General features: G+C 63.0%; 19 protein-coding genes. 13 read left to right on the top strand and 6 right to left on the bottom strand.

Translation table 11 applies throughout. The annotated features are described in order from the left end of the window. The first annotated feature begins 2 nt into the window (after positions 1-2). Positions 3-1970 (top strand): PAS domain S-box protein, encoded by a 1968-nt coding sequence (locus GDJ08_RS00865; RefSeq protein WP_165699747.1) that lies wholly within the window; start codon positions 3-5, stop codon positions 1968-1970. A gap of 37 nt (positions 1971-2007) precedes the next feature. Here GDJ08_RS00865 and GDJ08_RS00860 read toward each other — a convergent pair whose 3' ends face one another. Continuing rightward, a complete protein-coding gene (locus GDJ08_RS00860; protein ID WP_136004759.1) occupies positions 2008-2727 on the bottom strand; it encodes a helix-turn-helix domain-containing protein in 720 nt (239 codons plus the stop codon). Positions 2728-2869: 142 nt separating this feature from the next. On the opposite strand from GDJ08_RS00860, the gene GDJ08_RS00855 reads away from it, so the two are divergent. Both GDJ08_RS00855 and GDJ08_RS00850 read left to right on the top strand, forming a co-directional pair. After that, positions 2870-3700: an SDR family NAD(P)-dependent oxidoreductase gene (locus GDJ08_RS00855; protein WP_229296412.1), complete on the top strand. Its 831-nt coding sequence runs from the start codon at positions 2870-2872 to the stop codon at positions 3698-3700. A gap of 93 nt (positions 3701-3793) precedes the next feature. Further along, positions 3794-4357 (top strand): GNAT family N-acetyltransferase, encoded by a 564-nt coding sequence (locus tag GDJ08_RS00850; protein ID WP_153164088.1) that lies wholly within the window; start codon positions 3794-3796, stop codon positions 4355-4357. Between the two features lie 21 nt (positions 4358-4378). Here the strand turns inward: GDJ08_RS00850 and GDJ08_RS00845 are convergent, their stop codons facing one another. The 3 genes from GDJ08_RS00845 to GDJ08_RS00835 form a co-directional block, all read right to left on the bottom strand. After that, the gene (locus GDJ08_RS00845) at positions 4379-5077 is read right to left on the bottom strand and encodes a hypothetical protein (RefSeq protein ID WP_153164087.1); all 699 of its coding nucleotides are present in this window, start codon (positions 5075-5077) and stop codon (positions 4379-4381) included. A gap of 92 nt (positions 5078-5169) precedes the next feature. Beyond that, positions 5170-6564: an MBL fold metallo-hydrolase RNA specificity domain-containing protein gene (locus tag GDJ08_RS00840; protein WP_229296411.1), complete on the bottom strand. Its 1395-nt coding sequence runs from the start codon at positions 6562-6564 to the stop codon at positions 5170-5172. Positions 6565-6681: 117 nt separating this feature from the next. Further along, positions 6682-7509, bottom strand: a complete 828-nt coding sequence (locus tag GDJ08_RS00835; RefSeq protein ID WP_136004767.1) for a universal stress protein — start codon at positions 7507-7509, stop codon at positions 6682-6684. Between the two features lie 57 nt (positions 7510-7566). On the opposite strand from GDJ08_RS00835, the gene GDJ08_RS00830 reads away from it, so the two are divergent. From GDJ08_RS00830 to GDJ08_RS00815, 4 genes are all read left to right on the top strand, one after another. Beyond that, complete coding sequence (locus GDJ08_RS00830; RefSeq protein ID WP_165699746.1) at positions 7567-8955, top strand: MgtC/SapB family protein; 1389 nt, start codon at positions 7567-7569, stop codon at positions 8953-8955. A 73-nt stretch (positions 8956-9028) separates the two neighbouring features. Next, positions 9029-9799, top strand: a complete 771-nt coding sequence (locus GDJ08_RS00825) for a universal stress protein (RefSeq protein WP_153164084.1) — start codon at positions 9029-9031, stop codon at positions 9797-9799. Between the two features lie 21 nt (positions 9800-9820). Then, on the top strand, positions 9821-10657 hold the full coding sequence (locus GDJ08_RS00820) for a universal stress protein (protein ID WP_153164083.1): 837 nt from the start codon (positions 9821-9823) through the stop codon (positions 10655-10657). Beyond that, on the top strand, positions 10647-11357 hold the full coding sequence (locus GDJ08_RS00815; protein ID WP_153164082.1) for a DUF2238 domain-containing protein: 711 nt from the start codon (positions 10647-10649) through the stop codon (positions 11355-11357). The genes GDJ08_RS00820 and GDJ08_RS00815 overlap by 11 nt, the downstream gene beginning before the upstream one ends. Here GDJ08_RS00815 and GDJ08_RS00810 read toward each other — a convergent pair. Beyond that, the gene (locus GDJ08_RS00810) at positions 11336-11635 is read right to left on the bottom strand and encodes an ArsR/SmtB family transcription factor (RefSeq protein WP_026070483.1); all 300 of its coding nucleotides are present in this window, start codon (positions 11633-11635) and stop codon (positions 11336-11338) included. The genes GDJ08_RS00815 and GDJ08_RS00810 overlap by 22 nt on opposite strands. A 208-nt stretch (positions 11636-11843) precedes the next feature. On the opposite strand from GDJ08_RS00810, the gene GDJ08_RS00805 reads away from it, so the two are divergent. Genes GDJ08_RS00805 through GDJ08_RS00785 form a run of 5 tightly spaced genes read left to right on the top strand, consistent with a single transcriptional unit; the run spans position 11844 to position 14843 of the window. Further along, a complete protein-coding gene (locus GDJ08_RS00805) occupies positions 11844-12755 on the top strand; it encodes an MBL fold metallo-hydrolase (protein ID WP_153164590.1) in 912 nt (303 codons plus the stop codon). Continuing rightward, complete coding sequence (locus GDJ08_RS00800; RefSeq protein WP_153164081.1) at positions 12752-13192, top strand: YeeE/YedE family protein; 441 nt, start codon at positions 12752-12754, stop codon at positions 13190-13192. The genes GDJ08_RS00805 and GDJ08_RS00800 overlap by 4 nt, the downstream gene beginning before the upstream one ends. Further along, the gene (locus GDJ08_RS00795) at positions 13189-13620 is read left to right on the top strand and encodes a YeeE/YedE family protein (protein WP_153164080.1); all 432 of its coding nucleotides are present in this window, start codon (positions 13189-13191) and stop codon (positions 13618-13620) included. The genes GDJ08_RS00800 and GDJ08_RS00795 overlap by 4 nt, the downstream gene beginning before the upstream one ends. Continuing rightward, positions 13617-14054 carry a protein tyrosine phosphatase family protein gene (locus tag GDJ08_RS00790; RefSeq protein WP_153164079.1) on the top strand — a complete coding sequence of 146 codons (438 nt, stop codon included), beginning with the start codon at positions 13617-13619 and terminating at the stop codon, positions 14052-14054. Before GDJ08_RS00795 ends, GDJ08_RS00790 begins: the two co-directional genes overlap by 4 nt. A 27-nt stretch (positions 14055-14081) precedes the next feature. Then, entirely contained in the window at positions 14082-14843 is a 762-nt protein-coding gene (locus tag GDJ08_RS00785) for a sulfite exporter TauE/SafE family protein (RefSeq protein ID WP_153164589.1), read from the top strand. Positions 14844-15037: 194 nt separating this feature from the next. Here the strand turns inward: GDJ08_RS00785 and GDJ08_RS00780 are convergent, their stop codons facing one another. Further along, complete coding sequence (locus tag GDJ08_RS00780) at positions 15038-15331, bottom strand: hypothetical protein (protein ID WP_017354334.1); 294 nt, start codon at positions 15329-15331, stop codon at positions 15038-15040. 515 nt (positions 15332-15846) lie between these two features. Here GDJ08_RS00780 and GDJ08_RS00775 point away from each other — a divergent pair. Beyond that, entirely contained in the window at positions 15847-16125 is a 279-nt protein-coding gene (locus GDJ08_RS00775) for a hypothetical protein (RefSeq protein WP_136004781.1), read from the top strand. Positions 16126-16224: the final 99 nt, after the last annotated feature.

The raw sequence follows: 16224 nt of genomic DNA, 5'->3' as shown, positions 1-16224 counted from the left end.
TGATGCTCCCGCAGTTGTTTGATATCGTTCCTGACGCGCTGCTGCTGGTGGATGCAGAGGGGCGTATCAGCCGCGCCAATGGCAACGCAGAGCGTCTTTTCGGTTATGGCAACGACGGGCTGGTTGGTCTCGCTGTGGAGGCCCTGATGCCGACCGACGCGCGAGGGCGGCATCTTCAGCATCGCCTGGGTTACATGGCTTCCCCGCGCGTCCGACCGATGGGCCAATCCGACCAGGTGCTGGTCGGCCAGAAGGCGAACGGTCAGCAGTTTCCGGTGGAAATCGCGTTGAGTCCGATCGAGACTGCACACGGACGACACTTCCTCGCCTCGGTGCGCGATATCTCTGAGAGTCAACGCGTTCGGCAAGCCTTGGTGCGGGCCAGCTATGATGCCTTCATTGCACGGTTGGGACAGATGGCCCTGGACGCGGGTAGCGAGCAACAGCTCGTTCGCGCATTGCCTGGCATGCTTATCGATGAACTCAAGGCCGACGCAGTTGCGTTGGCCTTTCCTGAGTCGGATGGTCATGCGATCGATGTGCGCGTTGCCGGACAGATCAATGGTGAGGCCCTTCGCCACATATTGTCGTCGCGCTGGGACCTGCTCCAAGCATCGCTTCCAGCGGACCGTGCCACCATTCTGGATGATGGGCAGTTGGAGCTGCTGGCCGAAGCAGGTGATGGGTTTGCGTGTGGTGCGGCAACGCTGCTCCGTGACCGCGACCACCCGACAGGGATTCTGATGGTGCTTTCCGCAGATGCGCGACCGATCCAGCATGACATCCTTCATCTGATTCAGGGCGTCGCAGTCCTGGTCGCGGCGATAATGCAGCGCCGCAGAACGGCGGAGCAACTCGCCCATGCGCAACGCCTGGACGCACTCGGCCAGTTGACCGGCGGCATCGCGCACGATTTCAACAACCTGTTGACCATCATCTCCGGCAGCCTACAGCTTCTTGATGACGAGTATGTCGCTCACGAGGGTGCGCGCGATCTTATCGCAGGCGCCCTCCACTCCGTGGCGCGCGGAGCATCTCTCACGTCCAAGCTGCTTGCCTTTGCAAGACGCCAACCTCTGGCTCCCCAATCGGTCAAGCTTCACCAGCTGGTTCATGATCTCGGCACCATGCTGCAACGAACCTTGGGTGAGTCATTCTCACTGACGATCGAATGCCACCGCGGCCTCCCGCCTGCGCATGTTGATCCCTGCCAGCTTGAGACAGCATTGGTCAACGTGGTCTTGAATGCGCGCGATGCCCTTCCAGGAAACGGCGAGATACTGCTCTCGGTTGGGGAGCAGTGGGTCAGTCCGCAGGAGATGGAGGAGCTGCAGGCCGGGCACTACATTGTCATCAGCATCACAGACCACGGCATGGGCATGTCCGCCAGTACCGCTCGGCGCGCGGTTGAACCCTTCTTCACCACCAAGTCGATGGGTCAAGGGAACGGACTTGGCCTCAGCATGGTGTATGGCTTCACGAGGCAGAGTCGAGGCATGTTGCACATCGACACCGTCCACGGTCGAGGCACAACGGTAAGCATGTACCTCCCGGTTGCCACGTCCCAGCCAGAGCGGTCGCTGCCCCCGCGACATCGGGTGGAGGGCGCGCGGCAGACCATCCTGGTGGTGGAAGACGATCCGGGCGTGCGACGGATTGCCGTCTCGTTTCTCCAGGCTGCCGGTTACGTCACGTTGGAAGCATCTGACGCGGCCGAGGCACTTGCGATCGCACGGAGGCACCCGGAAACAGCTCTGGTCTTCAGTGACGTCATGCTCGGAGGCGCGACGAACGGCCATGCGCTGGCCTCTGCCTTGCGCGGGCAGCTGCCGGGCCTGGCGGTACTCCTGACCACGGGCCATGACGACGCGCCCGAGATCAATGCCGACACCGGGCACTGCGGCACCTTGCTACGCAAGCCGTATCGGCGCGAGGATCTCTTGCTCGCGGTCCAGCAACTGATCGCTTGACGGCGGTTCCCGCATGCGACATCGGCACAGCAGGACGTCAGTTCAGTGTTTTTGACTGGGCGCGAAGGCTCGGTAGATCGACGATGCGGATATGGGAACGACTGATCTCGATCAGCCCTTGATCCTGCAACCTGTGCAACGTGCGGACAACGGTCTCGATCTGCATGGCAAGGAAACTGCCGATGTCGGCACGCGTCATGCAAAGCAGCATCTGTGTCGCGCTGAAGCCGCGCTCGGCCAGTCGCGTGGAGTAATCAAGCAGGAACGATGTCACCCGCTGCTCGGCATTCAGGCTGCCGAGCGCCAGCATCCATTGCCAGTCACGTCTTATCTCCGAGGCGAGCATCCCGCTCAAGCGCTCTTGGAATCCGGGAATGCACTGACGCAGAAGAAACGGCTGCAGCTCCCAGACCTCACCGTCGTCCAGCGCTGTCACGTGGCATGGGTAGACAGCCAGGTCCAGTGCTTCCTGCCCGAGGAGCTCGCCGCGCATCGGGAACGCCGTCACACGTTCTCGGCCATCCTCACTGATCAGAGCACTTTTGAAGACGCCCGACTGCACCAGGAACAGTCCGCGAAATGGCTGGCCTGCGCGGATGACGTGCTGCTTCCTGCGAACGCGGCGTTTGACAAGGGGCGTGCCCTGCAGCAGGCGCTCCCAGCTCCCGCCACTACCGCCCACGACGTCGCGTTGAACGCCGAGAAAGGGTGCCACACCCGCTGTGTCGAGCATGACGTGACTGGCAGTGTCCCACATATCCCATCCTCCACTTGACCCACACCCAATCTAGGCGCGGCCGGGGGCTGACGGATGGCGGTGGATGGTCGTTTTGTAACGATATGTAAAGAACCGCGTTTCTTGATGCAGGTCAACACGGCCTCTCCCGGTGCGCCGCCAAATGGACATGCGCCCCGGCGATGCCGTGCATACGTCCGACCTGAGGAGGACGCTTGAAATGAATCGATTGAAAGGAAAGGTGTGCATAATCACCGGTGCGTCTGTGGGTATTGGCCGCGCCTGCGCAGTTCGCATGGCCGAAGAAGGCGCCGCGGTGGCCCTGTTCGACATACATGACGGAGAAGGCAACGCATTGGTCAATCAGCTGGCTGGCGCCGGTTCTGCCGCGATCTACTGGCACGTCGACGTTCGGAGCGAAACCAGTGTGCAGGATGCCATCGACGCCGTCGTGGATCGGTTCGGGCGTCTGGATGTCATGGTCAACAATGCCGGAATTGCAGGCGCCAACCGCCCGACCCACAAGCTCAGTGAGGCCGATTGGGACCAGGTCCAGGCCGTGAATGTCAAAGGCGTCTTCTTCTGTACCAAGCATGCCCTGCCCCACATGCGCAGACATCGTACCGGCAGCATCATCAATCTGTCTTCAATCTATGGTTTGGTGGGCGCAGCGGACCTTCCCGCCTACCACGCATCCAAGGGCGCGGTCACGCTGATGTCCAAGACCGACGCATTGATCTACGCGAGCGACGGCATTCGGGTCAACTCGGTACACCCAGGCTTCATCTGGACGCCGCTTGTCGAGCACCACTTGCAAGACAGTGGTATCGCTGATCTGGTGGCCGGCAGGCACACGCTGGATCAACTGCACCCGTTGGGCCATGTCGGTACGCCCGACGATGTTGCCTGGGGGGTCGTGTACCTTGCATCGGAGGAATCCAGATTCGTCACGGGGTCATCCCTGGTGATCGATGGCGGCTACACGGCGCGCTGAGTTCGCAGGTAGTGCCGTGTACGTTGATCTGCGTCAACTTGCCGGTTCCGCCAGGGTACTAGCCTGCATGCGTCCCCATTAGCCCTGGCTGCCATGACCACTCCAGACCTCCCGTCTTCCCTGTCCCCCGAGCTCTTTCCACGCTGGATAGAGGTGCTGCGCGACCGTACGAGGGTACTGATTCGACCCATCACGGCGGCGGACAGGGATATCGAGCGCGCGTTCATTGAAGGCTTGTCCCCGCAGGCCCGCCGTTTCCGGTTTCTGGGCCAGATTTGCTCGCCCAGCGAACAATTGCTGACGCAGCTGACGGTGCTGGACGATACTCACCAGGTCGCCTTTGCCGCCGTCATTTCCGACGCGTCGCGTGAGCAGCTCATCGGAGTAAGCCGTTACAGCACCAATGCCTCCGGGGATGCCTGCGAGTGCGCGGTGACGGTCGCCGACGAATGGCAGGGACGCGGGCTGGGGGTGATCCTCATGAACCACCTGATTGCCATTGCCAGGTCGCGAGGAATCAAGCGGATGTATTCGATTGACGACGCCCAGAACACACATATGCGGGAACTGGCCAAGCATCTGGGATTCAGCAGCCGCGTCGACCCCGAAGACCATCGTCAGGTCATTCATGAGCTGCCACTCGATCCCGGTACCTGAGATCGCGGAAGGCTCAGGCGATCACCGCATTCCTTTTCCAATCGAAAGACAGCCCGGGCACGTCCCGTCACCCTCCCCCCATCGCATCGGCGTGGGGAACAACGCACGCATCGCCTGCCTGTCAGTGACTACCGGGTAGTCCAGAAAGTGCGCGGCGACCGCATTGACCGAGTCTGTCGCGGCCAGATAGATGCACGTATCGGCCAGTACCGATGCTTGCGTCAGGGTTTCCATCGTGGTGACGGGTGCCGCATACACCAACAGCGTCGGACCATACACGCGAACCATTCGCAAGGATGACGCAATGGCGGAGGGTGTCGCCGAGCCGTCATCGAGCACGATGACCGTTCGCTGCGCCAGTCCAGCCGATGAGCAGATTCCGCAGCGCCTGCGATGCGCTTGAGCCTGGGCGAGGATCGCTCGCTGAACATCCTCAAGGTCTGCTTCGCAGGCCGCTTCTTCCGGACTGCCGAACGGCATTGATGATTCCGCGCGCTCCCTGCGGCTGGGGATCACCTCATGCCATGACGCAGAAGCCCACTCAGCGGGCAAGCCCGCGAGCCTCAGCTGCGCCCCAAGCGCATCGGCGATGAGCCGCCCCATCGGCAGTGATGCACAAGAAACGGCCAGTACTGACGCCCGGGTCTGCTTGTACGCCTCCAGCGCGTCCGCGAGCCCGAGCGCTGCTTCAAGAGAATCCCGGAAGACAAGGTGCGTCACGACGGTGTCCTGTTCTGCAGAAGGTGCCTTCCGCCGCCCATGCCGCCGGGTGGCAACGCTCTTTGGCCTCTGAAGGCCATGCCGAACCGCTCTCACCCCGAGTCGAGGTCAATGTGCTGCAGGTACTCGGGGATGCAGGCAGACCAATGCAGCTGCCGTTCGATGGCCAACCGCAGCGCGTCGGCGGCGTCTGGCTCACCGTGAGTGATGAAGACCCGCCGCGGGGTCGCCTGTGCCGTGCGTAGCCAGTTGAGAAGCTCGTCGGCGTCGGCGTGGGCAGAGGCTGCCTCCACCTGCACCACCTCGGCACGTATCGCCACATCCTGGCCATAGATGCGCAGCAGCCTCTCACCGCGGACCAGCGCTGCCCCGCGCGTTCCCCCTGCCTGGAAGCCTGGCAACAGGATCATGTTGCGTGGATCCGGGCCGAAGGCGATGAGATGATGGAGAATGCGCCCCCCGGTCAGCATTCCGCTTCCCGCGACGATGATCATGGGGCCCTGCCGACGGTTGAGCGCCTTGGATTCCTCGATGCTGTTGACGATCCGGGTTGTCGCGTGCAGCCGCTTCAATGCGGCATCATCCAGCAGATGTTCGTCCCTGTATTTCCCGTAGAGCAAGGTGACGTCCTTGGCCATCGGACTGTTCAGGTAGGTCGGGGCACGCGGGATCCGTCTCTCCGCCTGCAGGGTCGCGATCACGTGCAGCAGCAGCTGGGCGCGTCCCACCGCGAACGCCGGAATCATCACTACCCCGCCGCGCCCGAGGGTACGTCGGATAGGCTCGATAAGCAGGTCCGTCAAGGACGCGGCCGGATGGTGCCGGTTACCGTATGTTGATTCCACCACGACCCAATCCGAGGCCGGCAGCTCGGCGGGAGGGCGCATCACCGGATCGTTTGAACGGCCGACATCGCCACTGAACGTGATGCGCCTGCCTCGGTGGACCAGCGATACGGATGCAGCGCCAAGAATGTGCCCCTGCTTGCGAAACGTAGCCGTTACGCCAGGGACCGGCTTAATGGGGGCGGAAGCGTCGACGACGCGCATCCGCTCCAGGCACCGTTGCGCATCCTCCTCGATGTAGAGCGGCTCGGCCGGATGGTGTTTCGAGCTGCCGCGCTGATTGGCGTGGCGCGCCTCTTCCTCCAGCAGGCGCGCGGCGTCGGGAAGAAGAATCCGGCATAGATCGCGGGTGGCTGGTGTGCACCACACGCACCCGCGGAACCCCTGCTTGAACAGACGTGGCAGATATTCGCTGTGATCCAGGTGTGCGTGCGTGAGCAGCACCGCATCAATGGACGCGGGATCCACGGGAAACGGCAGCCAGTTACGCAGTCGCAGCGGCTTGTATCCCTGGAACAGCCCGCAATCCACCAGGACGCGAGCGTCTCCGGCCTGTACCAGATAGCGTGAGCCGGTGACGGTATCCGTGCCGCCCAGGAACACGACGCTGAAACAGGCTGCATCGTGAGGTTGATCGTTCATGTACATGGATCACCTGGGAGGCCATTGCATCAGGTGTGCGACGCGCCACGCCGGAGTTGCTCGGCAGCCGCTACCCGGCACGGGCGAACGGGTTGGACGGCAGGCTCCCCGCTGGTCTCAGTGGGCAAGAAGTACGGGTATCGGACTGTGCCGGATCAATGTGCGGGTGACGCCGCCAAACAGGAATTCCGAGGCTCGGGATCTGCCGTAGCCGCCGGCGACAATGCAATCAGCGCCGCTCTCCTTCAGGAAGTTCAGTATGGCCGGCCCTGCCCCACCTTCCTCATAGCCGCGGTGAACAGGCGACGCTGCTACACCGTGGCGCTGTAGATGAGTCACCAGGCGCAGACCTGCGTCGTCCTCCCTGCTCGGATCGTCCGGATCGGAATCGATATACAACAGGTGCACGCGCTGTGCTGCGATCAACAACGGCAAGGCGTCATGCACTGCGCGAATGGCTTCCTTGGTGTTCTTCCACGCAATCACAACATGACGCGGCACCGCGTCGCAGGCGTCCGGCGGGACGAGCAGCAGCGGCACGCCCGATTCCACCAGCAACGAGGAGACAAGCGTGTCTTCAATGCCAGGATCATCGCGATGCAACCCCAGGATGGTCAGGTCAACGCATCGTGCCTGAGGCAACACCTGATCCACCGGTCCCTCCCACACCCTCTCGTTCGCACACACGGTCCACTCCACACCTGCGCCCGCCAGCCGCTCCTCCAGCGTGGTGGCGAGCCCCCTGACCGTCTCCTTGGCCGGCTCGTGCAGGGCGGTGTAGACGGCTGGGTAGTACATCCAGCCCGTCGCCACCGGCGCAACTACACTGGCTCCCGCCAGTGCGACCAGGCGGCTTCCCTGCGCACGCGAAAGCGCCGTGGCCAGACCCAGCGCCTCCTCGTGCAGGCGGCCCGAGACGAAAGGCAGCAGAATGTCGCAGTACATGTTCGGTCTCCCCGGGGTGAAGGAGCCGTCAGCTTGCGCCCTGCGTGACGAATGAACTTGATCGAAGTCAATGAAATCCCTTCTGGATCATTGATCTGGATCAAGTCACCCCAGCGTGGGTTCTGCGCAAATGCCCTGACAGAATCGCCACTGACCGATTTCAATGGGCACCCGACCATGCTGAGCATCGTCCAGGATCCGGCAAGCACCGCCACGGGACTGATTGCCGCCTCGGTCGTGGGCATCCTTGCGGGACTGGCATGGCAGCGAGCGGGCAGGAGGTCGGCGGCGGCCAACACGCGATCCGGTGTCAGTGTTCTGCTTGCGCTGGTCGCGATCTCAGGCGGGCTGGGAGCGCTGCTGGGAGACGCGGGGCTGGTAGCTGGCGCGGTGCTGCTGGGCCTGGTCATCCGCCCTCGGCCGCAACGATTCCAGGCAACCGCCGGCACGCTGACGGTGCTGCCTGCCCTGTATATGGTGGGCGCCATTGCGATGGCGTCACCTGGAACGGCAATCCTCGCCGGCAGCGCCATCCTGATGTTACTGGTTGGGGGACCTGGGCTGATCCGCAAGGTGAGTGCGACGATCTCCAATCGAGATCTTCGGGACGTCGCAACCGTACTGGTTGCTGGCTTTCTGATTCTTCCTCTGCTTCCGGACCGCCCCATCGACCCCTGGGAAGTAATCAACCCGAGTCGGCTCGGGACACTTATCGTTGCGTTGATGGCTGTCAGCACCGGGGCGCATCTGGCGCTGCGCCATCTGGGACCGAGATCGGCGTTGGCCTTGACCGGTTTCGCCGGTGGGTTTGTCTCCAGCACCGCCACTGTCGCCGCGATGGCGGACGGAGCGCGGTCGGCCCCCGAACTGGCGCCTGCCTTCGCAGGCGCGGCCTTGCTTTCCAACGTGGCTATGATCCTGCAGTTGGGCCTGGTGATGGGCACCCTCGCACCTGCCATGCTCACCTACAGCATGGTCCCCCTGGCCTGCTCGGCAATCGTGGCCTTGGGAGCCGCATGGGCGTTGGGATGGCGGGCCCTGCTGCGTACGTCAGCAGTATCCGGGCTGGCAATCGGACGGCCATTCAAACCGTTGGCGATCATGGTCTTTGTTGGACTGATCGTTCTTCTCCTTCTGGCAGCAGGTCTGCTGCGGGAATGGCTGGGAGATGAGAGTCTGCCGTGGGTTCTGGGTATCTCCGGCATTGCCGACGTGCATGCTGCCACCGCCTCCGCCGCACAGATGGTGGGGGCGGAGCGGATCAGCAACAGTGCCGCGATACAGGCGGTCACCATTGCACTTGCGGCCAACTCATTGCTGAAGTGCGTTATCGCCGCAGCAAGGGGCGGGTGGCGCTTCTCCGCACCATTGTTGATTGGAACCAGCCTGATTGTCGGAACGTTCGCTGTGGCCGCCGCGCGTAACGGATGGCCGTCAATAAGTTGACCCATGTCAATATGTCCGCGCAGGACCAGCGGAAAATCTGGTCCAACGTCGGCCTCTGTGTCCAGCTGCCAAAATGGATGTTCTTGTCCCTTTGACGAATACGCCTGCTGACACCTCTGCCATGCAGCTGGCAGCAGCACTTGTCGGCGCCCGCGGCGGGCACGTCACGCTGGTGCAGCCGGTAGAATCTCCATTGCCTGACACCGCATACGTCAAGGTCCCCCCTCGAGTTGCCACGCTCGCTCGCCGGGTCGCGCAATGGAGTGTTCCTTATGACATCCAGATTGAGGAAGGACGCGCGGAACGTCCTGTGGACGCGATTTCGATGTTTGCGCAGCGTTTCGACCAGGTGATCATGGCCTGCTCCGGGCATGACCGCGCCGAGCGCAGGCTGCAACATGCCCAGTTCTCTTCACTGGTGAGTCGATCCGGACGCCCCATCATTGCATTGCCCGGGAGAACCCGGTTTGACGGAATCTTCAAGCGAGCGGTCATCGGCTGGAGTGCAACGCCAGAGTCTGCTCGCGCGGCACATGATTTCCTGAGACTGGATTTCGAGTGTTCGCTTGTGGTTGCCACCGTGGACGGAAGTGATCGAGTCCATGAGCACGCTCAGGCGTTCGTCAACAGCTTGGTGCGACAGGGCCGAGAGGCCACATGCGCTTCCTTGTCGTCGAATGGGAGGAGCGTGGCTGACGTGCTGCAGGGCCACGCGCTCGATAGCCAGGCGGATCTGCTGGTCTGCGGCGCCTACGGACATTCGCGCGCGCACGAATGGCTGCTGGGTGGGGCGACCAAGGCGCTTTTCGAATACACCCTCACGCCACTGTTCTTCTCACGATGACGCGACAGGGAGGGCGGGACCATGCTGAAAGACATTCTTGTGCCGCTGGCGGATTCGTCAACGGATGACGCGGCCATACGCTTCGCCATCGAGATCGGCAGATCGCAGGATGCGCGAGTGCGCATCATTGAAACCGTCTACCTGCCGCCACCTGCGATAGGAACGCCTGATCCGACGCCCAGGCCATCGTTCCTGGCGGCGCAGGACGCGCAGCGTAAGGAAGCCTCCGGGAGAGCGGCAAGGATCAGAGCCAGAATCACAGAACATCCCGGAATCTCTGTGGAAGTTCATGAAGCCGTAACGGAATCGCCCGCGGAGCTTGCCGCGCGACTGGCCTTCTCTGCGGACATGGTCATTCTGGGCGGCTGGTCAGGCTTCTCGACGCCCGATCCGATAGGTCTGGACCTGTTCAACGCGTTGCTTTTTGACGCGGGAAGGCCTGTTGTGGTGGTTCCGCCACACTGGCGGCCAAGTGGGAATGCGTGCGCAGTCGTGGGCTGGAAAGACACCCCGAATGCGTGCCGCGCCCTGCATGCTGCCATTCCGTTGCTGCAGCAGGTGCAGTCTGTGCAACTGGTGGAAATATGCAGGTACCGGGACGAGATGGATGTGGCTGACACTGTGATGCCCTCTCTCATCGAACACCTCCACCGCTGGGGCATCGCCGCATCCGCCATCAAACTGGCTGGTCAGCACCGTCGCTCCAGCGAGGTCCTTGTCGACCATGCCAACGCGGTCAAGGCATCGCTGGTCGTGGTCGGCGGTTACGGTCATTCCCGCCTCCGCGAGTGGGCAGTCGGCGGAATGACGAGTGCGCTGCTGCTGGGGGCGGCAATCCCGGTGCTGTATGCCCACTGACGATCCCGCACTGGCGACGCTTAGCCCGGCAAGGCCAGAACGCAGGTTCCGTGCCACGCTGTTGGAGCCGGGTCGCTTTGCAGTGTTGTGCCTTGCGATCTATGCGGGCTGCTGGCTGCTGGCCGCCGTGGAACCGTACCATCGACGCGATTGGTTGCTGGAGAATCTACTGGCGTTCGCTGCTGTTCCCTACCTCGTCGTCCAGCAGTGGCGGCGCCCGTTCAGGCCTGGCACCAACGCGCTGCTTCTCATCTTTCTGTGCCTTCATGCCGTGGGCGCACATTTTACCTATGCGGAAGTTCCCTATGACGCTTGGGCGCAGAAGCTGGTTGGCGGGACAATTTCCGATGTGTTTCACTGGAATCGCAACCATTTCGACAGGCTCGTCCACTTTGCCTACGGCGCATTGGTCGTGCCTGCGGCAAAGGAGCTCTATGCGAGGCACATGGTTGCCGGTGAGTTGACGCTGAACCTGATTGCCGTTCAGTTCATCATCGCCACGTCCGCTGCCTATGAACTCATCGAATGGGGCGCGGCACTGGTGGTCGATCAGGATCTTGGGATGGCGTATCTCGGCATCCAGGGCGACGTATGGGATGCACACAAGGATGTGCTGCTGGCGTCAGTTGGGGCGATCGTCAGCGTGGTGGCTGTCAGCGTACGGCGGGGCAGACGTGCTCATGGCCGCTCGTCGGGCTGATCCACGCAGAAGATTCCATGCAGGGCAACCAGCATCGCCTCAACGCGGCTGTCATCGATGCGATAGAAAACTGAACGTGACTCTCGCCGGGTCGTAACCAGACGCCGCTGGCGCAGCTCGGCAAGCTGCTGGGAAAGGGCCGGCTGTCGGATGCCGGTCGCCTCCTCGAGGGCACCCACGGTCGATTCCCCTTGAGACAGTTGGCAGAGCAAGAGCAGACGCGACGGCGTGGCCATGAAGCGCAGCAACTCTGCCACGTCAGGCACCCGTTCCTTCATGTCGGCCAGGTTGGTTGCGGTAAGACGGTCGTTCAAGAGCGGAGGCACCGGACAGGAGAGCTAGAGCGTACCCGTTAATCCGCACGGCAGCTGAACGGTAACACGGGTACACGCCAATAGTTGCATAGTTTAGGTAACTATGAAGTAATATCCACAATCCGACCGCCGGGAGCATGCCGTGAATACGCCTGTCATCATCGATTCTGCATTGGAGAGGGCTCAGGACATCGTACGCAGGGCGCGAGAAGGCGATACGCCTTCGCCCTGCATCAAGACGTTCTTCGATCCCGCCACGTTTACGGCCAGTCATGTGGTTCGTGATCCCCGTTCTTCAGCGTGCGCCATCATCGACTCGGTTCTTGATTTCGATATGGCCTCTGGACGCACCTCGACCGGCTCGGCCGCAGCGCTGGTCCAGTACATTCGTGACGAAGGCCTCCAGGTGCAATGGCTGCTGGAGACGCATGCGCACGCCGATCATCTTTCCGCCGCACCCTGGCTGCAGCAGCAGGTCGGCGGAAAGCTTGCCATTGGCGAGCACATCACCATCGTCCAAGACACCTTCGGCAAGGTGTTCAACGCAGGTACGAAGTTCAAGCGCGACGGAAGCCAGTTCGACCATCTGTTTACCGATGGCGCGGAGTTCACCGTTGGAAACCTGCAGGCCACGGCGTTGCACGTGCCGGGTCACACCCCTGCATGCATGGCCTACGTCATCGGGGATGCGGTGTTTGCTGGCGACACACTGTTCATGCCGGACTACGGCACGGCCCGCTGCGACTTCCCCGGAGGCTCGGCCCGCCAGCTCTATCGCTCGATCCAACGTCTACTGGCTCTACCGGATGAAACCCGGGTGTTCCTCTGCCACGATTACAAAGCCACGGGCCGGGATCGCTTCGCATGGGAAACCACCATAGGCGCGGAACGAACCGCAAATGTCCATGTGCATGAGGGCGTGACGGAGGCCACGTACGTGGAGATGCGCGAGAGCCGCGATGCGACGCTCCCCATGCCGCGCCTGATCCTGCCTTCGGTGCAGGTCAACATGCGCGCGGGCCATCTGCCCGAGCCTGATGACAACGGGGTGCGCTACCTGAAGCTGCCGGTGGACCTGCTATGACCCTGCCCTCCTTGGCGTGGTACTGGCCACTCATCGGCGGCCTGATGATCGGGACGGCAGCGGGTGGGTTTCTGGCGCTGACCGGTCGCATTGCCGGTGTTTCCGGTTTGCTTGCCAACACCCTTGGCCTGTCGCGAGGGGGCGACCGCGCGTTGTCGGCCCTGTTCCTGGCGGGGCTGCTGGTGTCGTCGGGCGTGGCGCTGGCCGTCAAGCCCATTTCGCTGCCCTCTCCTGCAGGCTCCCCACCGGTGCTGCTCATCCTGGCCGGGTTGCTGGTCGGCTTCGGGACGCGGCTCGGATCTGGCTGTACGAGTGGTCACGGCGTTTGCGGCCTGGCCAGACTGTCACCGCGCTCCCTGGTCGCCACCGGCATGTTCATGCTCATGGGCATGGCCACCGTGGCGGTTGCGTGCATGATCATGGGAGACGGAGCGTGATCCGGTTGGCGGCATTTCTGTCTGGTGCCCTGTTCGGGTTGGGTCTGGTCGTCTCGGACATGGCCAATCCCGCGCGCGTGCTTGCCTTCCTCGACGTCGCAGGCAAGTGGGATCCGTCACTGGCCCTCGTCATGGCCGGCGCCCTGATTCCGTCAGCGATCGCCTATCGGTGGGTCCGCGCACGCAATGTGCCTGTGCTCGCTGCCGCGCTGCACATCCCCCGTCAGCGCCAGATCGATCGACACCTGGTCATCGGCGCGGCCGTGTTCGGTATCGGCTGGGGACTCGCAGGCGTGTGTCCAGGCCCTGCAGTTGCACTGTTGGCGACAGGTCAAACGTTTGCGCTCGTGTTCGCGGCCGCAATGGTCGTCGGCATGCTCCTCCACTGGCTTATCTACCACTTCCGCACAACAGAGGGTTCGCCATGAATCTCCGATCGCTTTCACCTTGCCTGCGTGTGACCGACCAGCTGGCTCCCACAGATATCCCCGCGCTGAAAGAGGCGGGCATCTCGAGTGTCATCTGCAATAGACCCGACGGCGAGCAGCCGGACCAGCCCGATCACCTTGCACTGCAGGCTGCCTGCTCCAGGGCGGGGCTGCGCTTTGCCTATCTTCCCGTCGTGCCTGGCAGCATTGCCGATGGACAGGTGCAGCAGTTTGCCGTGCTGCTGGAGCAACTGCCTGCGCCCATCGCCGCCTACTGCAGGACCGGCACCCGCTCGACGTCGCTATGGGCCCTATCCCAGGTTCGTACCGGCCGAGCGACGCCCGAACAGGTGCTGTCCGTTGCCGGTGAGGCTGGCTACGACCTCTCCTCTCTCGCTTCGCGCCTGCGGGATGCCCCCTCCTCCCCTGCCTGACGGCCAACCGACATGCAAACCCTCTCCCTGCTGCAGCTCGCGCTGGGTGGACTCTCCGGCATTCTCGTTGGTTTCATACTCGGACTGGTCGGGGGAGGTGGCTCCATCCTGGCTGTCCCGCTGATGCTCTACCTGGTGGGTATCGACGACCCTCACGTCGCCATTGGCACGAGCGCGCTCGCGGTTGCTGCCAATGCACTTTCAAATCTCTTCGTGCACGCCCGCAAGGGAAACGTGAGATGGCCGTGCGCATCCGTCTTCGCGTTGGCGGGTGTCGTGGGTGCGTACCTCGGCTCAACGCTGGGCAAGGCCATCGACGGGCAGCGGCTGCTGCTCCTCTTTGCCCTGCTCATGATCGCGGTTGGCATGCTCATGCTGCGCAAACGCAATGCGGCAGGTGATGCAAGCGTCCGGCTCAGCAAAGGAAACGCACCGGCACTGCTCGGGTTGGGGGCGTTTTCTGGAGCACTCTCCGGCTTCTTCGGCATTGGTGGCGGCTTCCTGGTTGTCCCCGGGTTGCTGGCGGCCACCGGAATGCCCGTGCTCGCCGCGGTTGGCAGCTCTCTCGTTGCTGTTTCCGCTTTTGGCCTGGCGACCGCCATCAACTATGCATCATCCGGACTGGTGAACTGGCCGCTCGCCGCCGTCTTCGTCGTTGCCGGCAGCGTGGGCGGCATCATCGGCGCGCGCACATCCACCTCGCTGGCGCAGCATCGCGGCATGCTGAACATTGTACTGGCGTCGCTCATCCTCCTTACGGCCGCCTACACGCTCTTTCGGGTCCTCTAACGTGTCCCGGGTGATCGGGGAATCGTGTCCACCGCCATCATCATGCTCCACCAGGCGACGCGTGGTTGCCAATAACGGCACGCGTCGCCACGCTGGCCGCAGCCCCGTTCCGGCAGCCGGAGGGCCTGCCCTGCCAGGGCAAGCGCAGGCTTCCCAGGCCCTGAGGCCCGGGAAGCCTGGCAATGGTCCGCGCTTCAGCTGCAGGACGTGACGTCGATGACACTGCACTTGTCATAGGTCTGGACATAGGCCCGGCACGACTCCTGCAGCCGGGCCCGCAGTTTGGTCGCTGCCTGGCTCTTTGCTGCCGTGCAGCCTTCGTGCGTAAGCACCCCTTTGCCGGTGTTCGCATAGCCCTTTTCGGTCTGCGTACACTTGTCCGACGGCGCCGCCTGCTTCACCGTTGCCTGGGCCTCATAGCATTGCTTCGCGTGGGCAGTCGCGATGGATGCCCACAGCAGTACCGCGACCAGGATGATCGATTTCATGGTGTTTCCCCTCGGTTCGTGTGAGTAGTCTGTCTTCCGGCAACGCCGTAGCGTGTTGACCTGCCGGTACTGGCGCGCTGCGATCCCTCCTGTCGGCTTGGGCTCCTGTCTGTCAGCGGCGATTGCACTCTAGCCAGCGGCGGGTACGCGCTCTGTTCCGGAACGCTCAGAAAGTGTGCGCGGCGTTGCACGGCCTGCTCCTGCTGCTGAAGCGCACCGGTCCCTGAGCGGTCAAAAGCGTTTTGTGGTGACCCATCCAGCGCCAACGGTGGAGGTCGCAGCGACCTGGCTCCCGACATGCGTCGCGTGCATCAACGCCGCCACAGCCACCCGGAATGACCCTTCTTCCACCCTGCCTGCCATCGGGTACACGCGATGATCGACCAACCCCTGCGCCCGTTGGCAGCGCCACTGGAGCGCACGCCTGCGCCTGCCGCTCCTCCGCATTGGACGACGACGTCTTCACCCGCCCGCCTTATGCTGGGATGCCATTCCGTTCTGCAAGGACGTGCACCATGACCAAGCTCCACACCCTGTTGATCACCGGCTGCCTGATTGGGTTCAGTGCCGCTGCGTCGGCTGAAACCGTGAATCTCACCAACAGTGCCGACGGCGTCAACCGCGATGCCGGCATCACGGCGGTAAAGAAGAAGCTCCAGGACGCATGCACCGAGCGGAACGGCTCGCCCGATGCGGCGTCGTTCGAGGTGGTCTTCGAAAAGACCAGCGACAGCCCGAACGTGCCCAAGCCGTACTACGTGGACGGCAAGATGAAATGCACGTTGCCCGGCTGAGCGGACGTTTCTCTCCCGTGTTCCCGGTAGACCTCCATTGAGGCCGCCACGCTGCGCGGGGGGCTCGAATGGTGGGCCTCCTGTGGGCGATCTCCCCCG

Source organism: Stenotrophomonas nematodicola (assembly GCF_009467805.1).
In the GTDB taxonomy this organism is placed as follows: Bacteria; Pseudomonadota; Gammaproteobacteria; order Xanthomonadales; family Xanthomonadaceae; genus Stenotrophomonas; species Stenotrophomonas nematodicola.
This window is presented reverse-complemented; position numbering and strand designations above follow the sequence as displayed.